This is a genomic window from Mesorhizobium sp. B2-5-4 (assembly GCF_006441095.1).
GTDB classification, from domain to species: Bacteria; Pseudomonadota; Alphaproteobacteria; order Rhizobiales; family Rhizobiaceae; genus Mesorhizobium; species Mesorhizobium salmacidum.
The window spans coordinates 68,365-91,081 of sequence record NZ_VFUR01000022.1 but is presented as its reverse complement, the minus strand read 5'-3'; the positions used below and the strand labels follow the sequence as shown (position 1 = coordinate 91,081).

General features: G+C 63.0%; 22 protein-coding genes. 5 read left to right on the top strand and 17 right to left on the bottom strand.

Annotated features, from left to right (window positions below; genetic code table 11):
• Window positions 1-80 precede the first annotated feature (80 nt).
• Window positions 81-989 carry a DMT family transporter gene (locus tag FJ492_RS23815; RefSeq protein WP_140772565.1) on the bottom strand — a complete coding sequence of 303 codons (909 nt, stop codon included), beginning with the start codon at window positions 987-989 and terminating at the stop codon, window positions 81-83.
• Between the two features lie 53 nt (window positions 990-1,042).
• Window positions 1,043-1,930: a DMT family transporter gene (locus FJ492_RS23810; RefSeq protein WP_140509818.1), complete on the bottom strand. Its 888-nt coding sequence runs from the start codon at window positions 1,928-1,930 to the stop codon at window positions 1,043-1,045.
• 335 nt (window positions 1,931-2,265) lie between these two features.
• Between FJ492_RS23810 and FJ492_RS23805 the strand changes: the two genes are divergently transcribed.
• The 3 genes from FJ492_RS23805 to FJ492_RS23795 all read left to right on the top strand — a co-directional run bounded on the left by FJ492_RS23805 (window position 2,266) and on the right by FJ492_RS23795 (window position 4,608).
• A complete protein-coding gene (locus tag FJ492_RS23805; protein ID WP_140772563.1) occupies window positions 2,266-2,847 on the top strand; it encodes a VOC family protein in 582 nt (193 codons plus the stop codon).
• 26 nt (window positions 2,848-2,873) lie between these two features.
• Window positions 2,874-3,734 carry a glutathione S-transferase family protein gene (locus FJ492_RS23800; RefSeq protein WP_140772561.1) on the top strand — a complete coding sequence of 287 codons (861 nt, stop codon included), beginning with the start codon at window positions 2,874-2,876 and terminating at the stop codon, window positions 3,732-3,734.
• A 118-nt stretch (window positions 3,735-3,852) separates the two neighbouring features.
• Window positions 3,853-4,608, top strand: a complete 756-nt coding sequence (locus FJ492_RS23795) for a LuxR C-terminal-related transcriptional regulator (RefSeq protein ID WP_140509823.1) — start codon at window positions 3,853-3,855, stop codon at window positions 4,606-4,608.
• Window positions 4,609-4,626: 18 nt separating this feature from the next.
• Here the strand turns inward: FJ492_RS23795 and FJ492_RS23790 are convergent, their stop codons facing one another.
• The 3 genes from FJ492_RS23790 to FJ492_RS23780 all read right to left on the bottom strand — a co-directional run bounded on the left by FJ492_RS23790 (window position 4,627) and on the right by FJ492_RS23780 (window position 8,613).
• The gene (locus tag FJ492_RS23790) at window positions 4,627-5,730 is read right to left on the bottom strand and encodes a polyamine ABC transporter substrate-binding protein (RefSeq protein ID WP_140772559.1); all 1,104 of its coding nucleotides are present in this window, start codon (window positions 5,728-5,730) and stop codon (window positions 4,627-4,629) included.
• 75 nt (window positions 5,731-5,805) lie between these two features.
• A complete protein-coding gene (gene aguA / locus FJ492_RS23785) occupies window positions 5,806-6,912 on the bottom strand; it encodes an agmatine deiminase (RefSeq protein ID WP_140772557.1) in 1,107 nt (368 codons plus the stop codon).
• Window positions 6,913-7,095: 183 nt separating this feature from the next.
• Window positions 7,096-8,613 (bottom strand): alpha/beta hydrolase, encoded by a 1,518-nt coding sequence (locus FJ492_RS23780; protein WP_140772555.1) that lies wholly within the window; start codon window positions 8,611-8,613, stop codon window positions 7,096-7,098.
• 192 nt (window positions 8,614-8,805) lie between these two features.
• On the opposite strand from FJ492_RS23780, the gene FJ492_RS23775 reads away from it, so the two are divergent.
• Window positions 8,806-9,309 (top strand): OsmC family protein, encoded by a 504-nt coding sequence (locus FJ492_RS23775; protein WP_140509830.1) that lies wholly within the window; start codon window positions 8,806-8,808, stop codon window positions 9,307-9,309.
• Window positions 9,310-9,358: 49 nt separating this feature from the next.
• On the opposite strand, the gene FJ492_RS23770 is transcribed toward FJ492_RS23775, so the two are convergent.
• The 12 genes from FJ492_RS23770 to rpsF form a co-directional block, all read right to left on the bottom strand.
• Entirely contained in the window at window positions 9,359-9,577 is a 219-nt protein-coding gene (locus tag FJ492_RS23770; protein WP_015318519.1) for a hypothetical protein, read from the bottom strand.
• 256 nt (window positions 9,578-9,833) lie between these two features.
• Entirely contained in the window at window positions 9,834-10,574 is a 741-nt protein-coding gene (locus FJ492_RS23765) for an SDR family NAD(P)-dependent oxidoreductase (protein WP_140509832.1), read from the bottom strand.
• A 48-nt stretch (window positions 10,575-10,622) separates the two neighbouring features.
• Window positions 10,623-12,092, bottom strand: coding sequence for an amidophosphoribosyltransferase (gene purF / locus FJ492_RS23760; protein WP_140509833.1), 1,470 nt, complete (start codon window positions 12,090-12,092; stop codon window positions 10,623-10,625).
• 105 nt (window positions 12,093-12,197) lie between these two features.
• Window positions 12,198-12,857, bottom strand: coding sequence for a CvpA family protein (locus tag FJ492_RS23755; RefSeq protein ID WP_140509835.1), 660 nt, complete (start codon window positions 12,855-12,857; stop codon window positions 12,198-12,200).
• Window positions 12,858-12,904: 47 nt separating this feature from the next.
• A complete protein-coding gene (radA, locus tag FJ492_RS23750; RefSeq protein ID WP_027144129.1) occupies window positions 12,905-14,308 on the bottom strand; it encodes a DNA repair protein RadA in 1,404 nt (467 codons plus the stop codon).
• Window positions 14,309-14,433: 125 nt separating this feature from the next.
• Window positions 14,434-15,924 carry a replicative DNA helicase gene (locus FJ492_RS23745; protein ID WP_027144128.1) on the bottom strand — a complete coding sequence of 497 codons (1,491 nt, stop codon included), beginning with the start codon at window positions 15,922-15,924 and terminating at the stop codon, window positions 14,434-14,436.
• 241 nt (window positions 15,925-16,165) lie between these two features.
• A complete protein-coding gene (locus FJ492_RS23740) occupies window positions 16,166-17,131 on the bottom strand; it encodes a small ribosomal subunit Rsm22 family protein (protein WP_140509838.1) in 966 nt (321 codons plus the stop codon).
• 3 nt (window positions 17,132-17,134) lie between these two features.
• Entirely contained in the window at window positions 17,135-17,458 is a 324-nt protein-coding gene (locus tag FJ492_RS23735; RefSeq protein WP_140772553.1) for a YnfA family protein, read from the bottom strand.
• A gap of 89 nt (window positions 17,459-17,547) precedes the next feature.
• Window positions 17,548-18,876: a cyclopropane-fatty-acyl-phospholipid synthase family protein gene (locus FJ492_RS23730; protein WP_140509842.1), complete on the bottom strand. Its 1,329-nt coding sequence runs from the start codon at window positions 18,874-18,876 to the stop codon at window positions 17,548-17,550.
• Window positions 18,877-19,037: 161 nt separating this feature from the next.
• Window positions 19,038-19,622: a 50S ribosomal protein L9 gene (gene rplI, locus FJ492_RS23725; RefSeq protein ID WP_027144124.1), complete on the bottom strand. Its 585-nt coding sequence runs from the start codon at window positions 19,620-19,622 to the stop codon at window positions 19,038-19,040.
• 215 nt (window positions 19,623-19,837) lie between these two features.
• Window positions 19,838-20,086, bottom strand: coding sequence for a 30S ribosomal protein S18 (rpsR, locus tag FJ492_RS23720; RefSeq protein WP_006203718.1), 249 nt, complete (start codon window positions 20,084-20,086; stop codon window positions 19,838-19,840).
• Window positions 20,086-20,574 (bottom strand): 30S ribosomal protein S6, encoded by a 489-nt coding sequence (rpsF, locus tag FJ492_RS23715; protein WP_027144123.1) that lies wholly within the window; start codon window positions 20,572-20,574, stop codon window positions 20,086-20,088. Before rpsF ends, rpsR begins: the two co-directional genes overlap by 1 nt.
• Window positions 20,575-21,038: 464 nt before the next feature.
• Between rpsF and FJ492_RS23710 the strand changes: the two genes are divergently transcribed.
• Window positions 21,039-22,679 carry a pilus assembly protein gene (locus FJ492_RS23710; protein WP_140772550.1) on the top strand — a complete coding sequence of 547 codons (1,641 nt, stop codon included), beginning with the start codon at window positions 21,039-21,041 and terminating at the stop codon, window positions 22,677-22,679.
• The last annotated feature ends 38 nt before the right edge of the window (window positions 22,680-22,717 follow it).

Here is a 22,717-nt window from a genome sequence, read left to right as displayed (position 1 = left end):
GGTTTGGGGGGACTTGGGGGGTGGCCCGTCGCAGCAACAATGTCCGAGCACGGTAATGGTTCCGTGACTTCCGAAATTTTTTAAGAAATATTTGACGACGCTTGCCGGGAGCGTGCCATCAGCCAGTCGCGGCCGGCGTGGGCAAAGACCGCGCAGAGCACGATCGCGCCGCCGACCATGCTGGCCACCGGCGGTATTTCGGCCAGGAACAGAAATGCAAACAAGATCGCGAACGGCACTTCCGCCGAGCCGAGCAGGCCGGATTCAGGCGCCGGGATAAGCCGCGAGCCTTCCGTCCACAGGACGGAAGCCAGCGCGAAGGACGCGCCGAATGCGGCAAGCAGAACCGCGTCCCTTGCTGAGACCGCCAGGGGATCGGTAACGAACCAGCGAAGTATGAACAACAGGAAGGCCGAAACCGCGCCGGCCCACACCACGGGCGTGTCGCGGAACGCGCGCACCATGATCATGTAAAGCGCGCTGCCGGCCGTCATCAGCAGCGCCAGCCCATCGCCGAACAGGTTGCCGGTGCCGAAACCCGACCAGACCATGATGGCAACCCCGCACAGCGACACGGCCGCGGCCATCATCGTCTGCAGGCGGAAAGGCTCGCACACCAGCATCCAGGCCAGCACGGCGGCAATGAAGGGCGACGTCGCGTAGATGACCGCGACATTGGCGACGAAAGTGAACTTGAATGCCGAAATGAAGGCGATGCTGGCCAGCGCGCCTTCCACCGCCAGCAGCCAGCCGCGCCAGCCGAGCCGCAGCGGCTCACGATTGCCGGCACGGTGGCGGCGCCACAGCACGTAGAGACTGATCAGAATCGCGCCGACAAAGCCGCGCCAGCAGGTGATCGTCAGCGGATCGGCATGGATCGACTTGGTCAGCACACCGGTCAGCCCGAATACAGCCGCCGAGGATGACACGAGAATGACGCCCAGCGTGCGCTCGGCGACAATGTCGGTGGTGGCTGTCACATCAGTCATACCGCAAGACTACGCCACTCCCCCTGACATCGTAGCGTCAGCAATAATGAATATCACAGCCGCTTGCGGAAATGCTCGCCGCCGACGATCAGCAGGCCGGCGGCGACGATAAGGGCAGCACCCAGAAAAACCTCGCGGCGTGGCACGTCGCCCCAGATCGCGAAGCCGAGCGCGAACGCCCACAACAGTGAGGTGTATTCGAGTGTCGCCAGGATCGATGCCGGCGAGCGCTTCATGCCTTCGAAGAGAAGATATTGCGCCAGGCCGCCGAGTGCAGCGACGCTGGCAAGAAGCAGCAATTGCGCCGGGTCCGGCGTATGCCACCACAACAAAGCCGGCACCGCCGAAAACACCAGGAAATAGAAATTGTTGAGGAGGAGCTGGATCATCGAGCGCTCGGCAAGTGCCGTCTTGCGCAGGAGCACGATGGCGATGCCCCACAGGCAGGCAGCCGTCAGCACCAGCAACACGGGTACCGAAAGGCCGAGATGGGCGGGATCGCAGGCGACAAAGACACCGGCAAAGCCGATCAGAACCGCCAGCCAGCGCAGGACAGGCACCTTTTCGCCGAGCAGGACCACCGAAAGCACGGTGACGATGATCGGGGCCGCGTAATAGACGGTGGTCAGTTCGGCGAGTTGCAGGCTGCGGGCCGCATTGTAATAACAAAGCCATGCGGCAAGCGTGAAGGCACTGCGAACCAGCATCCGCCGCACGATCGGCGATCGCACCGTATCGGCGAACAACTGCCGCCCGCCTATGGCCGCGCAGGCGCCGAGAATGGTGATGCTGCGGAAGAATAGGATCTGCCAGACAGTCATGCTGGTAACCAGCAGCTTGATCGAGGCATCCTGCGTCGAAAACAGCAAGTAGGCGGCGCCGGTCAAAAAGATGCCGGCGAGAACCCTTTCGCGTGTATCGAGAATGGCGATATCGGCCATAAGGCGTGAGCCTGCTTGAGTGAAGGCGGCTCCAGCCCCTGTCGGCCCCGCACCTGCCAACTATACTGGCGAAATCCGCACGGCGCTGCTCCAGCGCAGGGCTTGCGTTTGGGGCAGGGGAGGGCAGCGCTAAATACAGCCTGTCCCGGATGCCGGTTCTGGCGCGGCTCGGCTGATTGGTTTAGCATCGTCTCATAAAGCGGGGGCCGAAGGGCAGGCGCGCAGAACGCCGGGGAACGGACAGGGAATTGGCGCTCAGCCCATGCTGGATGTAGCATGTGCAGGTCCGGCCTGACGGGCCGCCTCTGACAGAGCGGATTTTGGGGAGAGGGCCGATGCAGAAACTGCAGTCGCAAGGCGTCCATCACATCACGCTGGTCGGTGCCGGCCGCCAGACCTCGATCGATTTCTGGGAAGGTGTGCTGGGCATGCCTTTCATCTTCGAGCAGCCCAACCTCGACAAGCCGACCGAAAGCCATCTGTATTTCGATCCGGGCGACGGCCGGCTGATCACCATCTTCACCGACGAGACCCGGACGGCTGTGAAGCGCCGCACGCCGACCGATCCGGGCTGCGTTCATCACATCGCCTTTGCGGTGTCGCGCGTCACCTTCCTGCAGGCAGTCGCCCGGCTCGACGAGCGCGCCATCAAGCACAGCGGCGTCAAGGATCGCGGCTTCATGGATTCGATCTATTTCGAGGATCCGCTCGGCCTGCTGATCGAGCTTGCCTCCTACCGTTTCGAGCCGCCTGCCGGCTTCGCCCATGCCGACGTGCTGATGGAGGCGCATAGGCTTCGCGTCGCGCGTGGCGACTACAACATCGCCGAAGTGCACCTGGCTGACGCCATCCAGGCGCTGGTGGAACGCGTGCGCGCGACATTGTCGGCCGACCGGGCACCCAAAAATCCATATTGAAGGCTGAACAGGCAAGGGAGGAATACGTGGCAAAGACAGTGACGAAGAGCGCAAGGAAACCGGCGGCCAAACCAGCGTCAAAAGCCGCAGCGAAGCCTGCAGCAAAAGCTGCGGCCAAACCCGCGGCCAAGACGGTGTCAAAGGCAGCCGCCGGCAAGGCCACGGCCAAGGCCAAGGCGAAACCGGCAAAGAAACCAACACTGACAATCAGCATGCTGAAGCCGAGCGTCAACAACATGACCGTTCGCGTCTTTGCCCGTGCTGCCGGGCTCGACCATGCGGAGGCCGATGCGTGGGGGCAGACGCGCTCGCCGGAATACATGGCGCGCAATCCGGCCCATCTGACGCCGATGATCGAGGAGAAGGGCCTGCCGCGCGGCGTGCTTTGGGAGAGCTGCGCCATCATGCAATATCTTTCCAACAAACATGGACTGGAGAAATTCTACCCCAAGGCGCCAGCCAAGCGGGCGATGATAGACAGCGCCATGTTCTATCTGATCGGCACGCTCTATCCCTATGTGGCGCGCGCCACCTATCCGGCGCTCGGCTTCCCGCAATATGCCGGCGAGGTCGGGCACAGCGACGCCCACCCGGACAGGAAATCGGAGGCGCAGAAGGCCGCGGTCGCCGCCATTGCCGAACCGCTCGAGGTCTTCCACTCCTTCTTCCGCGACGGCAAGCCGTTCATCGGCGGCAAGAGCCCGTCGATCGCCGACATCCGCCTTGCGGCGACCCTCGAGTTCCTCGCCGTCATCGACTACGCCCTGCCCAAATGGGCGAAGGAATACATGGCGGCAATGGAGAAGAAGCTCGGCAAGGCCTATGCCGGCCCGGCCGGCGACGTGCGCGGCTACATCGCCCATGTGAGATCGCAAGCCCAGGCGTGATTCCAACCAGTCGATGGGGCGACGATCTGCGGAGGCGGCCGCAGGACTGATTTCGCCGGTGGCGTCGTGATTCCCCGCCAGCTTGAAGTTGGCGGGGCTTGCGTTAGTCTGGGCGCGCATGCAGTCGAATTTTTCTCTCGACCGGCTTGGACGCTGGAGCGGTGGCGTGGTCGCCGCGGCCCTGGCGGCAACGCCCGAAGACTTGTCGGCCCGCTTCAGCGCGGCGGCAAGCATGCTGCTTGGCTCGGATCGCGCCTATGTCGGTTTCTATCGTCGCGACATAACGTCCTTGACAATCGACGAGGCCGGACCCGATCACTGGAACCGCGACTATGATGCGCGCATCTATCGCCAGGATCCCTTCTTCCAGAGGTTCGCCAGCACCAGACAGGATTTCCTGCTGCCGTTGTCGGCTCTCAGCCACGGCGATTTCCAGCGCACGCCGTATTATCGCGAATTCTACGGGCCGTCCGGCAGCTTCGATGAAATAACCGGCGTGTTCAACCTCGACGGACTGACCGCCGGCTATGTGACCTTTCTGCGCCGCGATGGCGCGCCGCGTTTTGGCGAGCATGATCTGGCGGTGGCCGGCGCGGCGAGCAGCGCCACAAAGCTTATTCTGCAAAGGCTGCTTCATTTGTGCCGTCTTCGGGACAAGGGGGCCGCAATCGAAGCCGCAGGGTCACACCTCAGCGCCCGGGAAAGGCAGATCGCACGGCTCCTGATCGAGGGCGGCAGCGCCAAGACGATTTCGCGAAACCTGTCGATTTCACCCGGCACCGTGCGCAACCACATCAAACAGATCTACCGCAAGCTCGGTGTGCACTCCCAGGTCGAGTTGCTGGCCGCCGGCTGGGAGGCCCCGCGCGACTGACGGTTTCGTTCGCCAGCTTCACTGCCCCGTCACGACGCGTGTCCACATGCGGTTCTGCAGTCGCAGCAACTTTGCGTCGTTGTTCTCGACCACGAACAGCTTGGCTTTTACGTCATCGGGCGGGAAAACGCCGGGATCCTTGGCTACAGCCTGATCCATCAGCGGCAGGGATTCCGGAATCGCATTGGCGTAGGAAACATAACTGGAATTGGCCGCTGCGATATCGGGCCGCAAATTGAAATCGATCCAGGCCTCGGCATTCTCCGGATGTGGCGCATCCTTTGGCACCGCCATCGTGTCGAAGTTTATCAGCGTGCCTTCCCTGGGAATGGAATAAGCAATTTCCAGCTTCTTGGCGGATTCCGCCGCACGGGTCTTGGCCTGCAATATGTCGCCCGACCAGCCCAGCACGACACAGATGTCGCCATTCGCCAGATCGTTGATGTATTTCGACGAGTGGAAGTAACGGATATAGGGCCGCACCTTGCCCATCAGCTCTTCGACCTTGGCGAGGTCGTCCGGACTGGTCGACCTGGGGTCGATGTGCAGGTAGTTCATAGCCATCGGAATGATCTCCGCCGGGGCATCGATCATGGCGACGCCGCAATCGGAGAATTTCTTGACGACGTCGGCGTCGAAGACCATGGCGAAGGAATCTGTCGGCGCGTCCGGCATCCGTTGCTTGATGGCAGCAACATTGTAGCCGATGCCATCCGTGACGGCCATGTAAGGCACGGCGTGCAGATTCTGCGGATCCGCGCCCGCGATCAGCGACAAGGCTTGCGGATCGATCTTCGAGTGGTTTGAAAGCTTCGATCTATCGAGCTGCAGGAAAACGCCAGCCTTCACCTGATTCTTCAGGAATGGAAAGGCCGAGGGATAGACCACGTCATATCCTGAGCCGCCGGTGAGCAGTTTCGTTTCAAGGACCTCGTTGCCGTCATAGACATCGTAGCGGACCTTGATACCTGTCTCCTTCTCGAATTTCTCAGCCGTGTCCGGCGCGATATAGTCGGACCAGTTGTAGACGTTGACCACCTTCTCATCGTCCGCCCGGGCGACGCCGAAGCAGATGCCGCAGGCAAGCGCGGCAGTCAGGACGGGGAGGAGCAGAGAGCGCATGGGTGTCCTTCTTTCGCTGGTGGCGGGCCGATGCGGTGTGCACCGTTCTGATTTCACTGTCGGCACCCTTGCCGCTCAACGCCGTTGCGGCGCGTAAACCGGTAAGGTGATACAGGCGACGTTGCCGCCGCCGAGCAGGATTTCGCGGGAGTTCTCGATGCCGACCACCTTGTGGTCGGGAAACAGCGTGGCCAGTTGTTGCTTTGCCTTGCGATCAAGATCGCAGCCGAACTCAGGCACGACCACAACGCTGTTGCCTGGATAATAGTTGATGTAACTCGCCGCGATCCGGTTGCCGGCCGGCCGTGCCCAGGTCGAATCGACCCGGTCCACGCTCTCGCTCTCCTCCATCGTCATTTCGATCGGTAGGGGGTGAGGAAGCCGATGAACCTCAAGACCACGGCCACGCGCATCACGGGCCGAACACAGCACCTCCTCGGCTTCGCGCACGATCTCATATTGCGGGTCGTCCCGGTCTTCGGTCCAGCTTAGCGCGACCACGCTAGGGCGCACGAAGCAGCAGAGGTCGTCGACATGGCCATCCGTCTCGTCGAAGGCAAAACCGCGCGGCAGCCAGATGATTTTGTCGACGCCGAGATAGTCGCCAAGCTGCTGTTCCACCTTCGCCTTTCCCAGATGGGCATTACGATTGCGATTGAGCAGGCACTGCTCGGTCGTGATGAGCGTTCCCTTGCCATCGCATTGCAGTCCGCCGCCCTCCGCGACCAGCGGCGCGCGGTAGCGGTCCATCCTCTCAACCTCGAGGACCTTTTGCGCCGCGAGGTCGTCCAGGTCCCATGGCGAGTAGAGCCCGCCGTCGAAACCGCCATAGGCGTTGAAGACCCAATCGACGCCGCGAACGCTGCCTCGATCATTGACGACGAAATTGGGGCCGCTGTCGCGTAGCCAGGAATCGTTGGTGGACATTTCCACGACGCGCACGTCGGCAGGCAATCGCGCTCTGGCATTCCGCCACTGGCGGCTGGATGCCGCCACGGTCACCGGCTCGCTTTGTGCGATCGCCGCCGCGACATTGGCGAACAGCTTCTGCGCGGGCTTGGCACCCAGACGCCATGTGTCCGGCCGTTCTGGCCAGATCAGCCAACAGCCTGATTTGGGTTCGAATTCGCCAGGGGCGCGAAAACCATCCTGTCTCGGTGTGGTCGAGAGCGTATGTGACATTGTGGGACTACCGGAAAATGGGACGACGAAACTTTTTCCGGATCAGATGGTTTTAGGGCCTTGTCCGTCAATGTCCCATTTGGGATACCTTGATCACTGCGCTAGCAACTGGCCTGCGTTCGGCTGGGGCGAGCACCATTGGTGCCGGGCCTTGGTTGCCCGTAAGTTCGATGTCTCAGTCGTTTACTGCGTCGCCTGGTAAAGTTCCGAAGCGGCCTCTTTCAGCGCGCGCCGGCCGTCCGGCTTGAGATACATCATGTGCCCACCTTCAACGACGTCGAGGCGGATCGGCTTGGCGCCGGCGAGCGACGGGATCTGGCCGACCAGATAACGTGACGCCAGATAAGGAGTGACGAGATCGGTGTAGCCATTGACGATGACGACGCCCAGCGCGGGATTCAGAGAGCGCGCTCGCTGCAAATCGTCCATCACACCGGCATAGCCCTGGCGCGAGGTGCTCGTGCCATAGTCCCAGTTGTGGCTGATATCACCGTTCAGCAAGCGGTAGCTGACATCGGTGCGAAAGTTCAGTTCGTCGCGCGCGTAACCGACAAAGGCCGAGGTCAGCGCCGGCACACTGCGGTCCAGCACCGGATCGGGACCGGCGATGCGGGCGCTCTGGGGAGCGATGTCCGCCGTCGCGATCATGCCGTCATAGGGGCTGAGCACCTTGCCCGTGGCACGGGCAAACTCCCTTGCGAAGAGCGAGGTCGGGACGCGGGCGAAGTTGCGGTGAACGAGGTCGGGTGGCAGGCCGGTGATCTCGGCCACGCGATCGCTCGCCAGCCGCCCGCCTTGCTCCAGCCCGCTGGTGAGCGCGGTGAGGTACTCGCCAAGTGCATAATGCTCGACCTCGGCGAGCTTTTTCCGCAGTGTATCGCCGTTGACACCTTCACTGCGCAAGCGGACCGCCGCGAGCGAGGGTAGTTCGAGAGCCCAATGCAGCGGCTCGAATTCGTCGGGCTGCACCAGGGTGAATTCCAGCGCCGGTGAGATCAGCACGACGCCGCTCGGGCTGATGCCGATATCTTCCTGCAGCGTCCTGGCAAGCAGTGCCGCCCGGAACCCGCCATAGCTCTCACCGGCGAGGAACAGCGGGGATCCCGTGCGGCCGCTTTGGGCGAGATAGAGCCGGATAAAGGCACCGATCGAACTGGCGTCCTGGCTGACGCCCCAGAAGTCGTGCGTGTCCTGGCCAGGAGCCTCGCGACTGTAGCCGGTTCCCACCGGGTCGACGAAGACGAGGTCGGTCATGTCGAGCCAGCTGTCGGAATTATCGACGAGCTTTTGCGGCGAAGGGAGGAATTCCCCGTCGGCTCCGGTCGCCACGATGCGCGGTCCGAGCGCGCCGAGATGCAGATAGGCTGATGCGGCGCCCGGGCCGCCGTTGAACACGAAGGTGATCGGCCGCGGTGCTTCCGTCGCGACGCTCTCCCGCGGTTTCAGCGTATAGGCAACATAGAAGATTTCCGCTGTGACCTCGCCCTTGCCGGAGAGCAGCGGGAGCGTGCCGGCCTTTGCCTGGTACTGCAGACTGCGCCCGCCGATGCTGATCGAATGGTCGGTGATCGCGGGCGGCGGCAGCAGCGACAGCACGCCGCCTGCGGGCGCCGGCCGCTCTGGCGTTTCAGCCGGAACAGGCTGCGCGAAGCCGGCAAGCATGAAGAGGACAAGGGGGACGAGTTTCAGCTTGGAACGCATGAGGCCTCCGCGGGAACGACACCCGCATAGGTATGGCCGAGGCGAATGAAGTCAAAGGGAATACAGGACGGCGAGCCTCCTGCTGTCCCGCCGACACCAGTTCCTGATAGCTTGGGACGTCCTGCTCGGATTGGCTCACACGTCTTGCCCGGCCGTGCTATCAAGGCAGAAAGCCGTTCGGAAGGAACGAAAATGGACGCAACCGAGCTCAAGGCCATGCAGGCGCCGCTGAAGCAGGCCTACCGCGACGACGCCGCGCAAGCACTGATCACGCTGAGGGCAAAGGGCTCGATCGACGAACAGTCGGTGGCCTGCAAGGTGGAGACGGGCAGGGCGTTGGCAATCGCCGGCCTTCATCCCGCAACAGGCGGCTCGGGGCTCGAACTGTGCTCCGGCGACATGCTGCTCGAGGCGCTGGTGGCGTGCGCCGGGGTGACGCTGAAGGCGGTGGCCACGGCGCTCGAGTTCAAGCTCGGCGCCGCGACCGTTGAAGCCGAAGGCGACCTTGATTTTCGCGGCACACTCGGCGTCGCCAAGGACGCGCCGGTAGGCTTTCGCGCCATCCGGCTCAATTTCAGTCTCGACACGCCGGAACCGCAGGAGCGCATTGATTCGCTGCTGAAGCTGACCGAGCGCTATTGCGTGGTGTTCCAGACCATCAACCAGAAGCCGGAACTGACGGTGAGCGCGCGGTGATGAATCACAAGGCCCGCGGCAATGGCAGCGGGCCTTGTGATACCTATGCTTACTGAGCTGCCGGCTCTTCGGCGTCGCCTTCGTCGGTGAAGGGCGAGGCGCTCGGCACGCACTGCACGGACCAGCCGGCGGGTGTCGGCTGCTTCTGATACTCGGTGATGGCGGCGGTACACTGTTCGCGCTTGTCGAAGGTGCTGGGCAGCACGACCATGCCGCCCTGCGGACCGGCGATTACCAGATACCAGACCAATGCTGCGGTCGTAGCCATGGAGTTTTCCTTGTCTGCCCGGCAGGGCGCTTGGTGTGGGAGTCGTCCGATGCTAACAACTCCTCGGAAATGACGAAAGCATGACCGCCGCCTTAGATAACAGTCGCGTCATGATTCTGCAGGTTTTCGGGCTAGGCGTGTTGCAGTCGCCACTCAATCTGTCGCAAAGCAATAGAACAGCCGCCGAGGCGTCGAGAACGGTGCGGTCGTGATGATCCATCATGGCCGCCTCTTCAGCACCGTCAAAGGCTCGAGTTTATTCCGGCTGCCGGTAGGCGACGAAGCGGTTGTGCTTGGCCTGGAAGATCAGCCCTGTCTCTTTGAGATCCGGGCTGGCCAGCGGCACGATGCGTTTGGCGATCTCGGAGGGGTGCGGCAATGTCTCGGGATCCTCACCGGGCACGGCTTGCGCGCGCATCGCGGTGCGCGTGGCGCCGGGGTCGGCGGCGTTGACACGCAGCGGCAGGCTTTGTGTCTCATGCGCCCAGGAGCGCATCATGGTCTCGACCGCCGCCTTCGATGCAGCGTAAGGCGCCCAGAAGGCGCGCGCTGAATGCGCGGCATTGGAAGACAGGATAATCGCCCGGCCGGCATCCGAAAGCCGCAGCAGCGGGTCGACGGAGCGGATCAGCCGCCAGGTCGAGGTGACATTGATGGTCATCACCTTTTCGAAGGTCTTGGCCTCGACATGGCCGATCGGCGAGATGACGCCGAGCACGCCGGCATTGGCGACGAGAATGTCGAGCTTGCCCCAGCGCTCGTTGATGGCGCCCCCTAGCCGGTCGATGCCGGCCATGTCGGCGAGATCGAGCGGCACCAGCGTCGCCTGGCCGCCGGCCGCCTTGATCTGGTCGTCGAGTTCTTCCAGCCCGCCGACGGTGCGGGCAACCGCGATGACATGCGCACCGGCGGCCGCCAATTCCCTGGCGATGAAATAGCCGATGCCGCGCGAGGCACCGGTGACGACCGCAACGCGGCCGGTAAGGTCGAGGGTCATGCGATGGCTTCCGCAGATATGGCTGGAGCTAAGGACGGTCCGGCAATCCTATGCCCCATTGTTAGCCAGCAGCGACAGCGTGCGCACATTGTCGTGGCCTTCGAAGTCGAGCAGGCGGGTCGGATATTGGCCGGTGAAGCAGGCGTCGCAGAATTGCGGCTGGTCGTCGTCGCGGCCGGCCTCGCCCACGGCACGGTAGAGCCCGTCGATCGAGAGGAAGCCGAGCGAATCGACGCGGATGAACTCGGCCATCTCTTCCACCGACATGCGCGAAGCCAGCAGCTTCGACTTCTCCGGCGTGTCGACGCCGTAGAAGCACGACGCGCTGGTCGGCGGCGAGGCGATGCGCATGTGCACTTCCTTGGCGCCGGCGTCGCGCACCATCTGCACGATCTTCTGGCTGGTGGTGCCGCGAACGATCGAATCGTCGACCAGCACCACGCGCTTGCCCTCGATCATGCGGCGGTTGGCGTTGTGCTTCAGCTTGACGCCCATGTGGCGGATCGAATCGCCTGGCTGGATGAAGGTGCGGCCGACATAGTGGTTGCGGATGATGCCGAGCTCGAAGGGAATGCCCGCCGCCTGGGAAAAGCCGATCGCCGCCGGCGTGCCGGAGTCCGGCACCGGCACGACGATGTCGGCCTCGACCGGATTTTCCTGCGCCAGTTCGGCGCCGATGCGCTTGCGCACCTCATAGACGTTGCGGCCTTCGACTGAAGAGTCGGGCCGGGCGAAGTAGACATATTCGAAGATGCAGAAGCGGGTCTTCTGCGGTTCGAACGGGAACAGGCTCTCGATGCCCTTGGAAGTGACGACGACCATCTCGCCGGGTTTCAGGTCGCGCACGAAACGGGCGCCGATGATGTCGAGCGCGCAGGTCTCGGAGGCCAGGATCCAGGCGCCGTCGAGATCGCCCAGAACCAGCGGGCGGATGCCGAGCGGATCGCGGCAGCCGATCATCTTCTTGGCCGTCATCGCCACCAGCGAGAAGGCGCCCTCGACCTGACGCACCGCGTCGATGAAGCGCGAGTTGAGATCCCGTTCCTTGCTGGTCGCAACCAGGTGCAAAAGTGTCTCGGTATCGGAAGTGGAGGAGAAGATCGCGCCTTGCTGCTGCAGCGCGCGCTGCACGGTCATGGCGTTGGTGAGGTTGCCGTTATGGGCGACCGCGAAGCCGCCATCGGCCAACTCCGCGAAAAAGGGCTGGATGTTGCGCATGCCGGCGCCGCCAGTGGTGGCGTAGCGCGTGTGGCCGATGGCGCGGTTGCCTTGCAGGCTGTCGATGACGCGTTGCTTGGTGAAGGTGTCGCCGATCAGGCCGACATGGCGTTCGACATGGAACTGGGTGCCGTCATAGGAGACGATGCCGGCCGCTTCCTGGCCACGATGCTGCAGCGCATGCAGACCAAGTGTGACGATGGCTGCCGCATCCTGCCGGCCAAAGATGCCGAACACGCCGCACTCGTCATGGAAATGATCGTCAGCCTCGGCGGAAAGCACGTCGTCTGCGTCTGCCATCTTAAGCTCCGCTAAAATCGCCATATAAGGCCGTCGCGCGTCGAAAGCAACGCACTGCGTGCGGTCGTTCACATGGATCGACCGTCCGACGTCCAGTTTGGGGCCTCAGTTCGCCGGCGCAGGCTGCGGCTTGGCCGTGTTGTCGGCAGGACCGGCGTCGTTATCGTCGGGCGCCGGCGCATTGGCGTCGTCGCCACCGGTTGGAGCATCCGCCGCCGGTGCGTCCGGCGCGGCGGGCGTCTCGGCGGCCGGCTGGTTCGGATTGAGCTTCTTGAGGATGGCGTTTTCCGGGTCCTCTGGCAGCAGGCTTTCGAGCTTGGCGCCGATCTGTTCCAGCAGCGGCCGCGACTTGGCTTCCGTGACCCAGGCCGGGGCCTTGGCGCCGGCCAGCCAGTTGAAGAACAGCAGCGCCACCGCGACGACCAGGATGCCGCGCGCGGCGCCGTAGAGAAAGCCGAGCGTGCGGTCGAGCGCGCCGATGCGCGAATCAATGATCCAGTCGGCGAGCTTCATGGTGATGACCGACACGACGATCAGCGCGATGATGAAGACGACGCCGGCAGCCGCCGCCATGGCGATCTTTTCGTTGTCGATATAGGGCTTCAGGTAGGGCAGGACCGGTTTGTAGAAGAAGAAGGCGGCCGCGGCCGCCGCCGCCCACGAAACAACCGAAAGCACCTCGCGCGAAAAGCCGCGAACCATGGCGAGCATCGCCGAGACCAGGGTGAAGCCGACGAGAATTCCGTCAAGCAGCGTAATCGGCATGTCTTTGGCCCCACTCCGATCTCATTTTCACGGCTCGGCGAGCCGCGTCACTCTTCATCGTCGACACGGCTGCGCCGTGAGCCGGCTATGCGCGCCACGAGGTCGGCAAGCTCGGTGGGTTGGAAAGCGCCGGCCCCGATCCCTCCGGCAAGTTCCTCGCTGCCCAAGGGCAGAACCGCGCTACCAAAACCCAGCTTTTCGGCTTCCTTGAGGCGCTGCTGCGCATGCGCAACCGGCCTCACCGCGCCCGAAAGGCTGATTTCGCCGAAATAGACGCAATCGGCGGGAAGGGCAAGACCGGTGAGCGAGGAAACCAGTGCGGCGGCGACCGCGAGATCGGCCGCCGGCTCGCTGATGCGATAGCCGCCGGCGACGTTGAGATAGACGTCATGCTGCCCGAAACGGACACCGCAATGCGCCTCCAGCACCGCCAGCACCATCGACAACCGCGCGCCGTCCCAGCCGACCACCGCCCGGCGCGGCGTGCCGAGTGAGGAGGGTGCGACCAGCGCCTGGATCTCGACCAGAACGGGCCTGGTGCCTTCCATGCCGGCGAAAACCGCCGCTCCCGGCGATTTCGCGTGCCGTTCGCCAAGAAAAAGTTCGGACGGGTTGGAGACCTCGCGCAGACCCTTGTCCGACATTTCGAAGACGCCGATCTCGTCGGTCGGTCCGAAGCGGTTCTTCACCGTGCGCAGGATGCGGAAGTGGTGGCCGCCTTCGCCCTCGAAATAGAGTACGCCGTCGACCATGTGCTCGACCACGCGCGGACCCGCTATCTGGCCCTCCTTGGTGACATGGCCGACCAGCACGATCGCGGCGCCCGTGGATTTCGCGTAGCGGATCATTGCCTGCGCGGCGGCGCGTACCTGGGTAACCGTGCCCGGCGCCGAATCGGCAAGGTCGGTCCACAGTGTCTGGATCGAATCGAGGATAACCAGATCCGGCCGCTTGCCGTCGGCGATCGTGGCGAGGATGTCCTCGACATTGGTCTCGGCCGCCAGTTCCACGGGCGCCGACGCGACGCCGAGACGCTGCGCACGCAGCCTGATCTGGGCAACGGCCTCTTCGCCCGAGACATAGACGATGCGATGGCCCTTGGAGGCAAGAGCGGCCGCGGCCTGGGTGAGCAGCGTCGACTTGCCGATGCCGGGATCGCCGCCGACCAGCAGTGCCGAGCCGCGCACGAAGCCGCCGCCAGTGGCGCGGTCGAGTTCGCCGATGCCCGAGACGATGCGCGGTGCGTCCTCGATGTCGCCCGAAAGCGTGGTCAGCACCACGGCCCGGCCCTTGCGGGCATTGCGCGTGTTGGCAGGCCCCGAGCCGATGCCGCCCGACGTGCCTTCCTCGACCAGCGTGTTCCACTCGCCGCAGGCATCGCATTTGCCGGCCCAGCGCTGGTGCACCGAACCGCAATTCTGGCAGATGAACTGGACGCGGGATTTGGCCACGCTTTTACCTTCCCGCGCGCTTGCGGGCGCCGCGATCCTCCGCGCCCCCTTCTGTCCTGCCGAACAGAGGGAAGCGTCGTAGGACGCCTTGCTTCCGTATTTCTGTTGCGACCGCGGGCAAGAGGCTACTCAAACCTCTCCGCGATGTGGTGCTCTTCCGCCAAATCCGAGAAGCGGGTGAATTCGCCGTGGAAGGCGAGCGTGACCGAGCCGGTCGGCCCGTGGCGCTGCTTGGCCACGATCACCTCGGCCTTGCCGCGCATCTCGTTCATGTCATTTTCCCACTTGACGTATTCCTCGGTGCCGAGCTTCGGCTCGCGGTTCTTGAGGTAATATTCCTCGCGATAGACGAAGATGACGACGTCGGCGTCCTGCTCGATCGAACCGGATTCGCGCAGGTCGGAGAGCTGCGGGCGCTTGTCGTCGCGGCTTTCGACCTGACGCGAGAGCTGCGACAGCGCGATGATCGGCACGGCCAGTTCCTTGGCCAGCGCCTTCAGGCCCGTGGTGATCTCGGTGATTTCCTGCACGCGGTTCTGCGAAGACTTGGCGGATGAGCCCTGCATCAGTTGGATATAGTCGATGACGATCAGGTCGAGGCCACGCTGGCGCTTCAGGCGACGCGCGCGGGCAGACAACTGGGCAATGGAAATACCGCCGGTCTGGTCGATGAACAGCGGGATCTTCTGCATGGTCTGCGAACAGGCGACTAGCTTTTCGAAATCCATTTCGCTGATTTCGCCGCGGCGGATCTTCGAGGAAGAGATTTCCGTCTGTTCGGAAATGATACGGGTTGCGAGCTGTTCGGACGACATTTCGAGCGAGAAAAACCCGACGACACCGCCATTGGCCGCCTTGAACGAGCCGTCGGCCTGCTGCGCCGGCTCGTACATCTCGGCAATGTTGAAGGCGATGTTGGTGGCGAGCGATGTCTTGCCCATGCCTGGACGGCCGGCGATGATGATCAGATCGGACGACTGCAGGCCGCCCATGCGGCGGTCGAGATCGCGCAAGCCGGTAGCGAGGCCCGACAGACCGCCGTCGCGCATATAGGCGGCGTTGGCCATGTCGACCGCGGTCTTGACCGCGTCGGTGAAGCTCTCGAAGCCGCCGTCATAGCGCCCGGTTTCAGCCAGCTCGAACAGGCGGCGCTCGGCGTCCTCTATCTGTTCGGAAGGCGACATGTCGACAGGTGCGTCATAGGCGATGTTGACCATGTCCTCGCCGACCGTGATCAGCGCCCGGCGCGTCGCCAGGTCATAGATGGCGCGGCCGTAATCGGTGGCGTTGACGACGGTGACAGCTTCCACCGCCAGCCGCACGACATATTGCGCCACCGTCATGTCGCCGACCTTTTCGTCGGCCGGCAGGAAGGTCTTCAGCGTGATCGGCGTCGCCGCCTTGCCCATGCGGATCAACTCGGCCGCGACGTCGAAGATCTTGCGGTGCAGGGGTTCATGGAAATGGCCGGACTTCAGGAAGTCGGACACTCGGTAGAAGGCATCGTTGTTGACGAGGATGGCGCCAAGCAGCGCCTGCTCGGCCTCGATGTTGTTGGGCGATTCGCGATAGAGCGGTTGCTCCGCGACGCCGAATTTTCGCGCTGCCTCTGCCATGATGTCCCCGATTTAGATCCCGGCCTTTCGATATCAGAACTGGACAAGTCGATGCTGACTTATCTGCAACAGCTCGTGTCGAAGCGGCCTTGATGCTCGCGATTCACAGCCAACATTTTTCCGTGGAAAGAATCGCAATTGACTCGAATCGAGAGTTGCGAGTTTAGCGTTTCTCGAAGGAGAACAAAACAGGAAAGTGGGCGATGATTGACACCGGATTGCAGAGCGTCTTCATTTCATCTCACGCCAGCGCATCGCCCCAGTCCAGCCGCCGCGCCACCTTGAAGGCGTCGCCGTCGCGTTTGGTGAAGAGCTTTTCGTCGGCATTGCCGTCTGCCTCGCATAATTTCAGCGACACCTTGCCGGATCCTGACTTCGGTGGCGCGATCACCCGTGCGGCGGGGGAGGCGGCCGGCTGGCGCGAAGCAGCGACATAGATGAATTTCTCGTCTTCCCACGGCACCTCCGCGTCCTTGGCCAGCCGGTGCAGGCGCGAGCGGGCGACGCGGCGGGCAAAGTGGCACCAGTCGGGTGGGTTGAGCGGGCAGGGTGCTTCGTGCGGGCAAGGCGCCAGCAGATGCGCGCCGGCGGCGACCAGTTGCTGGCGCACCGCCAGAATTCGCAGCCAGCCCGCCGGCGTGCCCGGCTCGACGATCAGCAACGTGTCCGTCGTGAGTTGCCATAGCCGATCGACCATTTTGGGCAAAGATGCCGGCACGATCTCGTCCAGCACATAGGCGCATGTGACGAGGTCGGCCGGTTGAAGATCGGCAAGGTCTGTCGTGACATCGCCGGCCTGCCAGATGGTCCGAGCCGCGATTGCGCCGGCCGCGAGCGTCTCGCCGATCTTGCGCACCGCGGCACTCGCCTCCAACAACGTTGCCAGTTCCAGTTCAGGCCAGAGATTGCTGGTGGCCCAAAGCACCGTACCAGGGCCGGCGCCAACGTCGAGCAAGGTCACAGGCGTGAAATCCGGCCGGGCTTCGGCGAGTGCATCGAGGCTGGCGCGGACCGCCGCGTAGGTCGCCGGCATCCGCGTCGTCAGATAGGCCTTGACCGCCATGTCCTGCGCCATGTGCAGGCGCCCGTCGCGCAGTTCGGCGCGGTAGCGGTCGGACAGGATTTTTGCTGCCTGCTTCAGGTCCGGCAGCGGCACCTTTTCCAAAATGCGATCGACAGCCTGTCGAAGAGTGGCCGGCAGTTCCACGGCCTATGCCCCTCTCGGTGCGAGCAGGATGATCGAGGCGCCGGCCATGCAGAGCGCCACACCGGCAAGGTCCCAGCGATCGGGCCGCACGCCCTCGACCAGCCACAACCAGGCGAGCGAGGCAGCGATGTAGATACCGCCGTAAGCGGCATAGGCGCGGCCGGCCGCACTGATGTCGACCAATGCCAGAAGCCAGGCGAACACAAGCAGCGAGGCAAAGCCCGGCACCAGCCAGAGGGGCGACTTCTCCAGTCGCCACCACGCCCACACCGAAAAGCAGCCGGCGATCTCGGCCAGCGCCGCGGCTGTGTAGAGGAGATAGGTCATGAAAAAGGCCTCGCTTCGATCACGAGGCCCTTTTCGGGGCAGGAGCCGGCAATGGCAAGCGCCAATAATGCGTCCTGACAGCGCCGTTCCTATTCCGCCACCTTGCGTCGGCGGGCGGGCTTAGCGGGCTTCTCGGCGGGAGCCGCCTCGCGGCGGCCCATATCTTCACGGTGCCCCATATCTTCACGGTGCCCCATGTCGCGCATTTCTAGAGCTTTTTCGCATTTGGCCATATAGTCGCGCGTCATCGGCAGCGTGTCGTTCGTCTTGGTGATCTGGAACTGGAAAATCACCAGATCCTGCCAACGGAAGGCGGCTTCCGAGGCGGCCAGATAGAACTCCCACATGCGGCAGAAGCGTTCGTCATAGATAGCTTTGGCCTTGTCGCGGTTGGCGGCGAAGCGCTGGCCCCAGTGCTTCAGCGTGTCGGCATAGTGGAGCCGCAGGATCTCGACGTCGGTGACCACAAGGCCGGACTTCTCGATCGCCGGCAGTACTTCGGACATTGCCGGAATGTAGCCGCCCGGGAAAATATACTTGCGGATGAAGGCGCTGGTCGCCCATGGCACGCCGGAGCGGCCGATCGTGTGCAGGAGCATGACACCATCAGGCTTCAGCAATGTTGCCGCCTTGTCGAAGAAGGTCCGGTAATGGTTGACGCCGACATGCTCGAACATGCCGACCGAGACGATGCGGTCGAAGCGTTCGTTGAGCTCGCGATAATCCTTCAGCTCGAAATGGACGTGGTTCTCCAGCCCTTGCGCATGCGCTCGGTCGGTGGCGACGCCATGCTGTTCGGTCGACAGCGTCACGCCTTGTACGTCGACGTCGAAGGCTTTGGCGAGGTAGAGGCCAAGCCCGCCCCAGCCGGAGCCGATGTCGAGCACCGTCTGGCCGGCCTTCAGCCGGAGTTTGGCGGCGATATGGCGCTTCTTGGCGGCCTGCGCCTCGTCCAGCGTCATGTCCGGTTGCTCGAAATAGGCGCAGGAATACTGCATGTCCTCATCGAGGAAGAGCCGGTAGAGCTCGCCCGACAGATCGTAGTGGCGCTGCACGTTGCGGCGCGAGCGCGAGGCGGTGTTGATCTGCTGCAGGCGGCGGAAGGCGTGGCGCAGGCCCTCGATGGCTTTCGACCAGGTTGCGTCGATGCCGCCGCTGCCCATGTTCTGGAAGGCAATGCGCATCAGTCCGAGCACGCCGCCTTCAAGAATGTCCAGCTCGCCGTCCATGTACGATTCAGGCACCGCCAGCATCGGGTCGAAGGTGATGGCGCGCTCGGCATGCCGGGTCTTGATGTGCATATGCACCGGCTCGCCGCTGCCGTCGCCGAAGATGAATGTCGAACCCTGCGGCCCGGTTACTTTGAGATTGCCCGTGCGCACCAGGCGGTCGAGAACGCGCTTCAACAGAATATTCATTGTCCGATGTCCCCTCGCGGTCAGACAGGCTGTCCTACTCTGCATCAATATATAGGGTTTCGAAAAGTTCCTTTTGGCACAAAAATGCCCGGGCGAGAGGCCCGGGCATTGGTCCAGAAATGGCTGGAAAGCGGTGGTCCGAGTGGCTCGGACCTGTGCGATCAGGCGTTTTCTTCGCCGCCTTCGAACTCGGCATTCGGATCGAAGAAATTTTCCGGCCGCGCATTGTCGTTGATGTCGTCGCCGTAAATAGCTTCGGCGGTGGTCAGCGTCTCGCCCTTGGCCTGGCGTTCGGCCTCGTCGGCCGTGCGGGCGATGTTGAGCGTGATGGTGACTTCGACTTCCGGATGCAGGGCGATCGCCACATTGGTGACACCGATGGTCTTGATCGGCTGGTTGAGCTGGATCTGGTTGCGGTTGACCGTGAAGCCCTCCGTAATCAGCAGATCGGCGATGTCGCGCGTCGACACCGAACCGTAGAGCTGACCGGTCTCGCCGGCCGAGCGAACGGCGATGAAGCTCTTGCCGTCGAGCTTTTCGGCAACCTGCGCGGCTTCAGACTTGCGCTCGAGGTTGCGGGCTTCGAGCTGGGCGCGCTGGCCTTCGAATTTCTTCTTGTTGGCTTCGTTGGCGCGCAGCGCCTTGCCCTGCGGCAGCAGGAAGTTGCGGGCAAAACCGTCCTTGACCTTGACGGTATCGCCCATCTGGCCGAGGCGGGAGACGCGTTCGAGAAGAATGACGTCCATGATTATGTTCCTTTTGGTTGGGCGTCCGTCCACAAGGCCGGCGCCGAATTCTCTGGAACAGGTCAGGAAGCAAAAGGGCGTTGCCGCCGGTGTCGCTGTCCTGCCTGTCGCGGCAGTTAGAGGTTTTGACCTCAACTCGGGATTTGATGCCTAACCGGTCATGCCCGTCATGGCCGGCGATAAGGAACGGGCGGCGAACCGCCCGTTCGGAAGAATTAGCGAACCACGTAGGGCAGCAGGCCGAGGAAGCGGGCGCGCTTGATCGCCTTGGCGAGCTCGCGCTGCTTCTTCTGGCTGACGGCGGTGATGCGCGACGGCACGATCTTGCCGCGCTCGGAAATGTAGCGCTGCAGCAGACGCACATCCTTGTAGTCGATCTTCGGTGCGTTGGCGCCGGAGAACGGGCAGGTCTTGCGGCGGCGATGGAAAGGGCGCCGGGTCGGGATCTGGTTGATGTCGACCATTATTCTGCACCCCCTTCAAAACCTTCGCGCGGACGGCGCGGACCACGGTCGCCGCCTTCGCGATCGCCGAACGAACGCGGGCCACGATCGCCGCGGTCGCCGAAGCTGCGCGCCGGACGATCGCCACGGTCGCGATCGCCGAAGCCGCCGCGCTCGGAGCGCTCTTCGCGCTTCTGCATCATGGCCGAAGGGCCTTCCTCATGCGCCTCGACCTTGATGGTCAGGAAACGCAGCACGTCCTCGGACAGACCCATCTGGCGCTCCATCTCGTTGAGCGCCGCCGGCGGGCAGGTGAGGTCCATCAGCGTGTAGTATGCCTTCCGGTTCTTGTTGACCCGGTAGGTGAGGGACTTCAGTCCCCAGTTCTCGACCCGGCCGACGGACCCGCCATTTGCTGCGATGACGCCCTTGTACTGTTCGACAAGCGCATCGACCTGCTGCTGCGAGAGGTCCTGCCGGGCAAGAAACACATGTTCGTAAAGAGCCATTATGTATCAGTGCCTTTCTTCGTTTCTCTCCCGGTTCCCGGCGGCAAAAGCCTCTGCAACTTCTCTGACCCGCGTGTGCCTCGAAAGGCGCGGGGAAGAAAGGAGCATGACGAGACGGTCGAGAGCGGAGACACGGGAGGCGGAAGCGCTTCTGGCATCACACGAAGGTTCTAGAAAAAACCTCCGGCCCTCCGTTCAGCCCCCAGCTGGGACCGGCAGATTGGCGGCGTCTATACAGCAATCCGCTGATAAGGCAAGGGCAAGCGGCATCCCCGATGTCGCAGCCACCGCAAAATCAAGCTGCGGCGCGCGCAAGGCCTGGCGATTTTCCCGGCAACCGGCGCTTAACCACAGTGTCAGCCTGCGCCGGGTTGAGCCCCACCGTCAACGGTCGGTTCATCATGCAACATGCAAAAGACCGGGCAACCGCGCATATCAAGCGGCAGGCTTTCCCGGGGGTAAGGATGCTTCTCAACAGATTCTGGCGCTCGAAGAGCGGCAATTTCGCGCTTCTGATGGGGTTGGGGCTGCCAGCCATTCTGTCAACCGTGGCCTTCGCGACCGATGTCTCGACCATGATGCGGGCGAAGAGCAACCTGCAGAACGCGCTCGATTCCGCAAATCTTGCCTCGTCGCATCTTGGCGATCTGGACATTACCCGCACCGACGCCTTCAACCGCTATTTCCAGGCAAACATCGCCGGGCATGGCGAACTCGTCAACGCGCAGGCGACGCTGACCGTCGACAAGGGCGTCAATTTCATCAAGACCAAGGCGGTCGCCTCGGCCGACGTCAATCTGAACTTCGCTTTCCTGTTTGGCCAAAGCAAGCACATCGTGGTCGATGCCTCGGCGGTCGAATCGAACAATCAGCTCGAAGTCGTGCTGGTGCTGGACAATACCGGCTCGATGCGCGGCGCCCGTATGACGGCGCTCAGGGCCGCGACCAAATCATTGCTCGATACTCTCGAATCGACAAAATCGCCGACGCGCCAGGTCCGTGCCTCACTGGTGCCATTCGTCACGGCCGTGAACGTCAACGGCGACGGGTTCGACCCGTCCTGGATCGATATGGACGGCAAATCCTCGACCAACGGCATAAATTTCCCCGTCATCGACGGCAAACGCCCGAACCACATGGCGCTGTTCAAGCAGCTCAAGGACACCGGATGGGCCGAGCCCGGATGGAACGACACGGGATGGAAGGGCTGCGTGGAGGCGCGGCCCGGCGCCTACAACATTTCCGACACGCCGCCCGATCCGACCAAGCCCGACACGCTGTTCGTTCCCTATTTTGCGCCGGATGATCCCGGAGATGCGCAGATGCCGTCCGGCACCTATGGCAATGAGGCAAAATACTACAACAATTCTTATCTCGCCGACACCGGCGACACTGTTAAGCTGGACAAACAGAAAGGCAACAACCGGCTCGGCATCGACTTCAGCGGCCTCGGCAGCGATCCCGACAAAGCCACCAAGGAAAAAGTCGCCAAATATGTGGCGCCAGACAAGGAACTTATCACCGAGACAGGAACTTCCATCACCGTTGGCCCGAACCGTTCCTGCCCGACCCCTGTCGTTCCCTTGACCGAAGATTTCGACAAGCTGCGCAAGGCGGCAAGCCAGATGACCGAGTGGAACGGCTCGGGCACCAACGTGTCGGAGGGCCTGTCGTGGGGCATGCGTGTGCTGTCGCCCGCTCCGCCTTATACCGACGGGGCGCCGTGGAAGACGCCTGGCATCAGCAAGATCGTGCTGTTGCTCACCGACGGTGAGAATGTCGTCTATGGTGCCAGCGAACAGCCGACGAAATCCGACTACACATCCTATGGCTATCTGGCGGGTGGCCGCTTCGGGTCGGATAACCAGGCCACGGCGGCCCGCAATGTCGACGGCTGGACCAAGAGCGTCTGCACGCAGTTGAAGAACGAGGCGGTGCAAATCTATACTCTGGTGCTGCAATCCGACACGCCCGCCAACCGTACGCTTTACAGCGCCTGCGCTTCCGACCCGAGCAACTATTATGCCGTCAATGACCCGACCAAACTGCCGGACGTGTTCCTGCAGATCGCCAACAAGTTCTCGAAGCTGCAATTGACGAATTGAACCGATGGCCCGAGAGCATCGGGCCTGAGCCGACCGGT

Excerpts from the sequence above, each read along its gene's own strand:
- FJ492_RS23805 (WP_140772563.1), top strand. The coding sequence starts at position 2,266 with ATGCAGAAACTGCAGTCGCAAGGCGTCCATCACATCACGCTGGTCGGT.
- rpsR (WP_006203718.1), bottom strand. The coding sequence starts at position 20,086 with ATGGTCGACATCAACCAGATCCCGACCCGGCGCCCTTTCCATCGCCGC.
- FJ492_RS23810 (WP_140509818.1), bottom strand. The coding sequence starts at position 1,930 with ATGGCCGATATCGCCATTCTCGATACACGCGAAAGGGTTCTCGCCGGC.
- rplI (WP_027144124.1), bottom strand. The coding sequence starts at position 19,622 with ATGGACGTCATTCTTCTCGAACGCGTCTCCCGCCTCGGCCAGATGGGC.
- FJ492_RS23730 (WP_140509842.1), bottom strand. The coding sequence starts at position 18,876 with ATGAATATTCTGTTGAAGCGCGTTCTCGACCGCCTGGTGCGCACGGGC.
- FJ492_RS23770 (WP_015318519.1), bottom strand. The coding sequence starts at position 9,577 with ATGGCTACGACCGCAGCATTGGTCTGGTATCTGGTAATCGCCGGTCCG.
- FJ492_RS23790 (WP_140772559.1), bottom strand. The coding sequence starts at position 5,730 with ATGCGCTCTCTGCTCCTCCCCGTCCTGACTGCCGCGCTTGCCTGCGGC.
- FJ492_RS23815 (WP_140772565.1), bottom strand. The coding sequence starts at position 989 with ATGACTGATGTGACAGCCACCACCGACATTGTCGCCGAGCGCACGCTG.
- FJ492_RS23745 (WP_027144128.1), bottom strand. The coding sequence starts at position 15,924 with ATGGCAGAGGCAGCGCGAAAATTCGGCGTCGCGGAGCAACCGCTCTAT.
- rpsF (WP_027144123.1), bottom strand. The coding sequence starts at position 20,574 with ATGGCTCTTTACGAACATGTGTTTCTTGCCCGGCAGGACCTCTCGCAG.
- FJ492_RS23710 (WP_140772550.1), top strand. The coding sequence starts at position 21,039 with ATGCTTCTCAACAGATTCTGGCGCTCGAAGAGCGGCAATTTCGCGCTT.
- purF (WP_140509833.1), bottom strand. The coding sequence starts at position 12,092 with ATGGCAGACGCAGACGACGTGCTTTCCGCCGAGGCTGACGATCATTTC.
- FJ492_RS23780 (WP_140772555.1), bottom strand. The coding sequence starts at position 8,613 with ATGCGTTCCAAGCTGAAACTCGTCCCCCTTGTCCTCTTCATGCTTGCC.
- FJ492_RS23755 (WP_140509835.1), bottom strand. The coding sequence starts at position 12,857 with ATGCCGATTACGCTGCTTGACGGAATTCTCGTCGGCTTCACCCTGGTC.
- FJ492_RS23765 (WP_140509832.1), bottom strand. The coding sequence starts at position 10,574 with ATGACCCTCGACCTTACCGGCCGCGTTGCGGTCGTCACCGGTGCCTCG.
- FJ492_RS23795 (WP_140509823.1), top strand. The coding sequence starts at position 3,853 with ATGCAGTCGAATTTTTCTCTCGACCGGCTTGGACGCTGGAGCGGTGGC.
- FJ492_RS23775 (WP_140509830.1), top strand. The coding sequence starts at position 8,806 with ATGGACGCAACCGAGCTCAAGGCCATGCAGGCGCCGCTGAAGCAGGCC.
- aguA (WP_140772557.1), bottom strand. The coding sequence starts at position 6,912 with ATGTCACATACGCTCTCGACCACACCGAGACAGGATGGTTTTCGCGCC.
- FJ492_RS23735 (WP_140772553.1), bottom strand. The coding sequence starts at position 17,458 with ATGACCTATCTCCTCTACACAGCCGCGGCGCTGGCCGAGATCGCCGGC.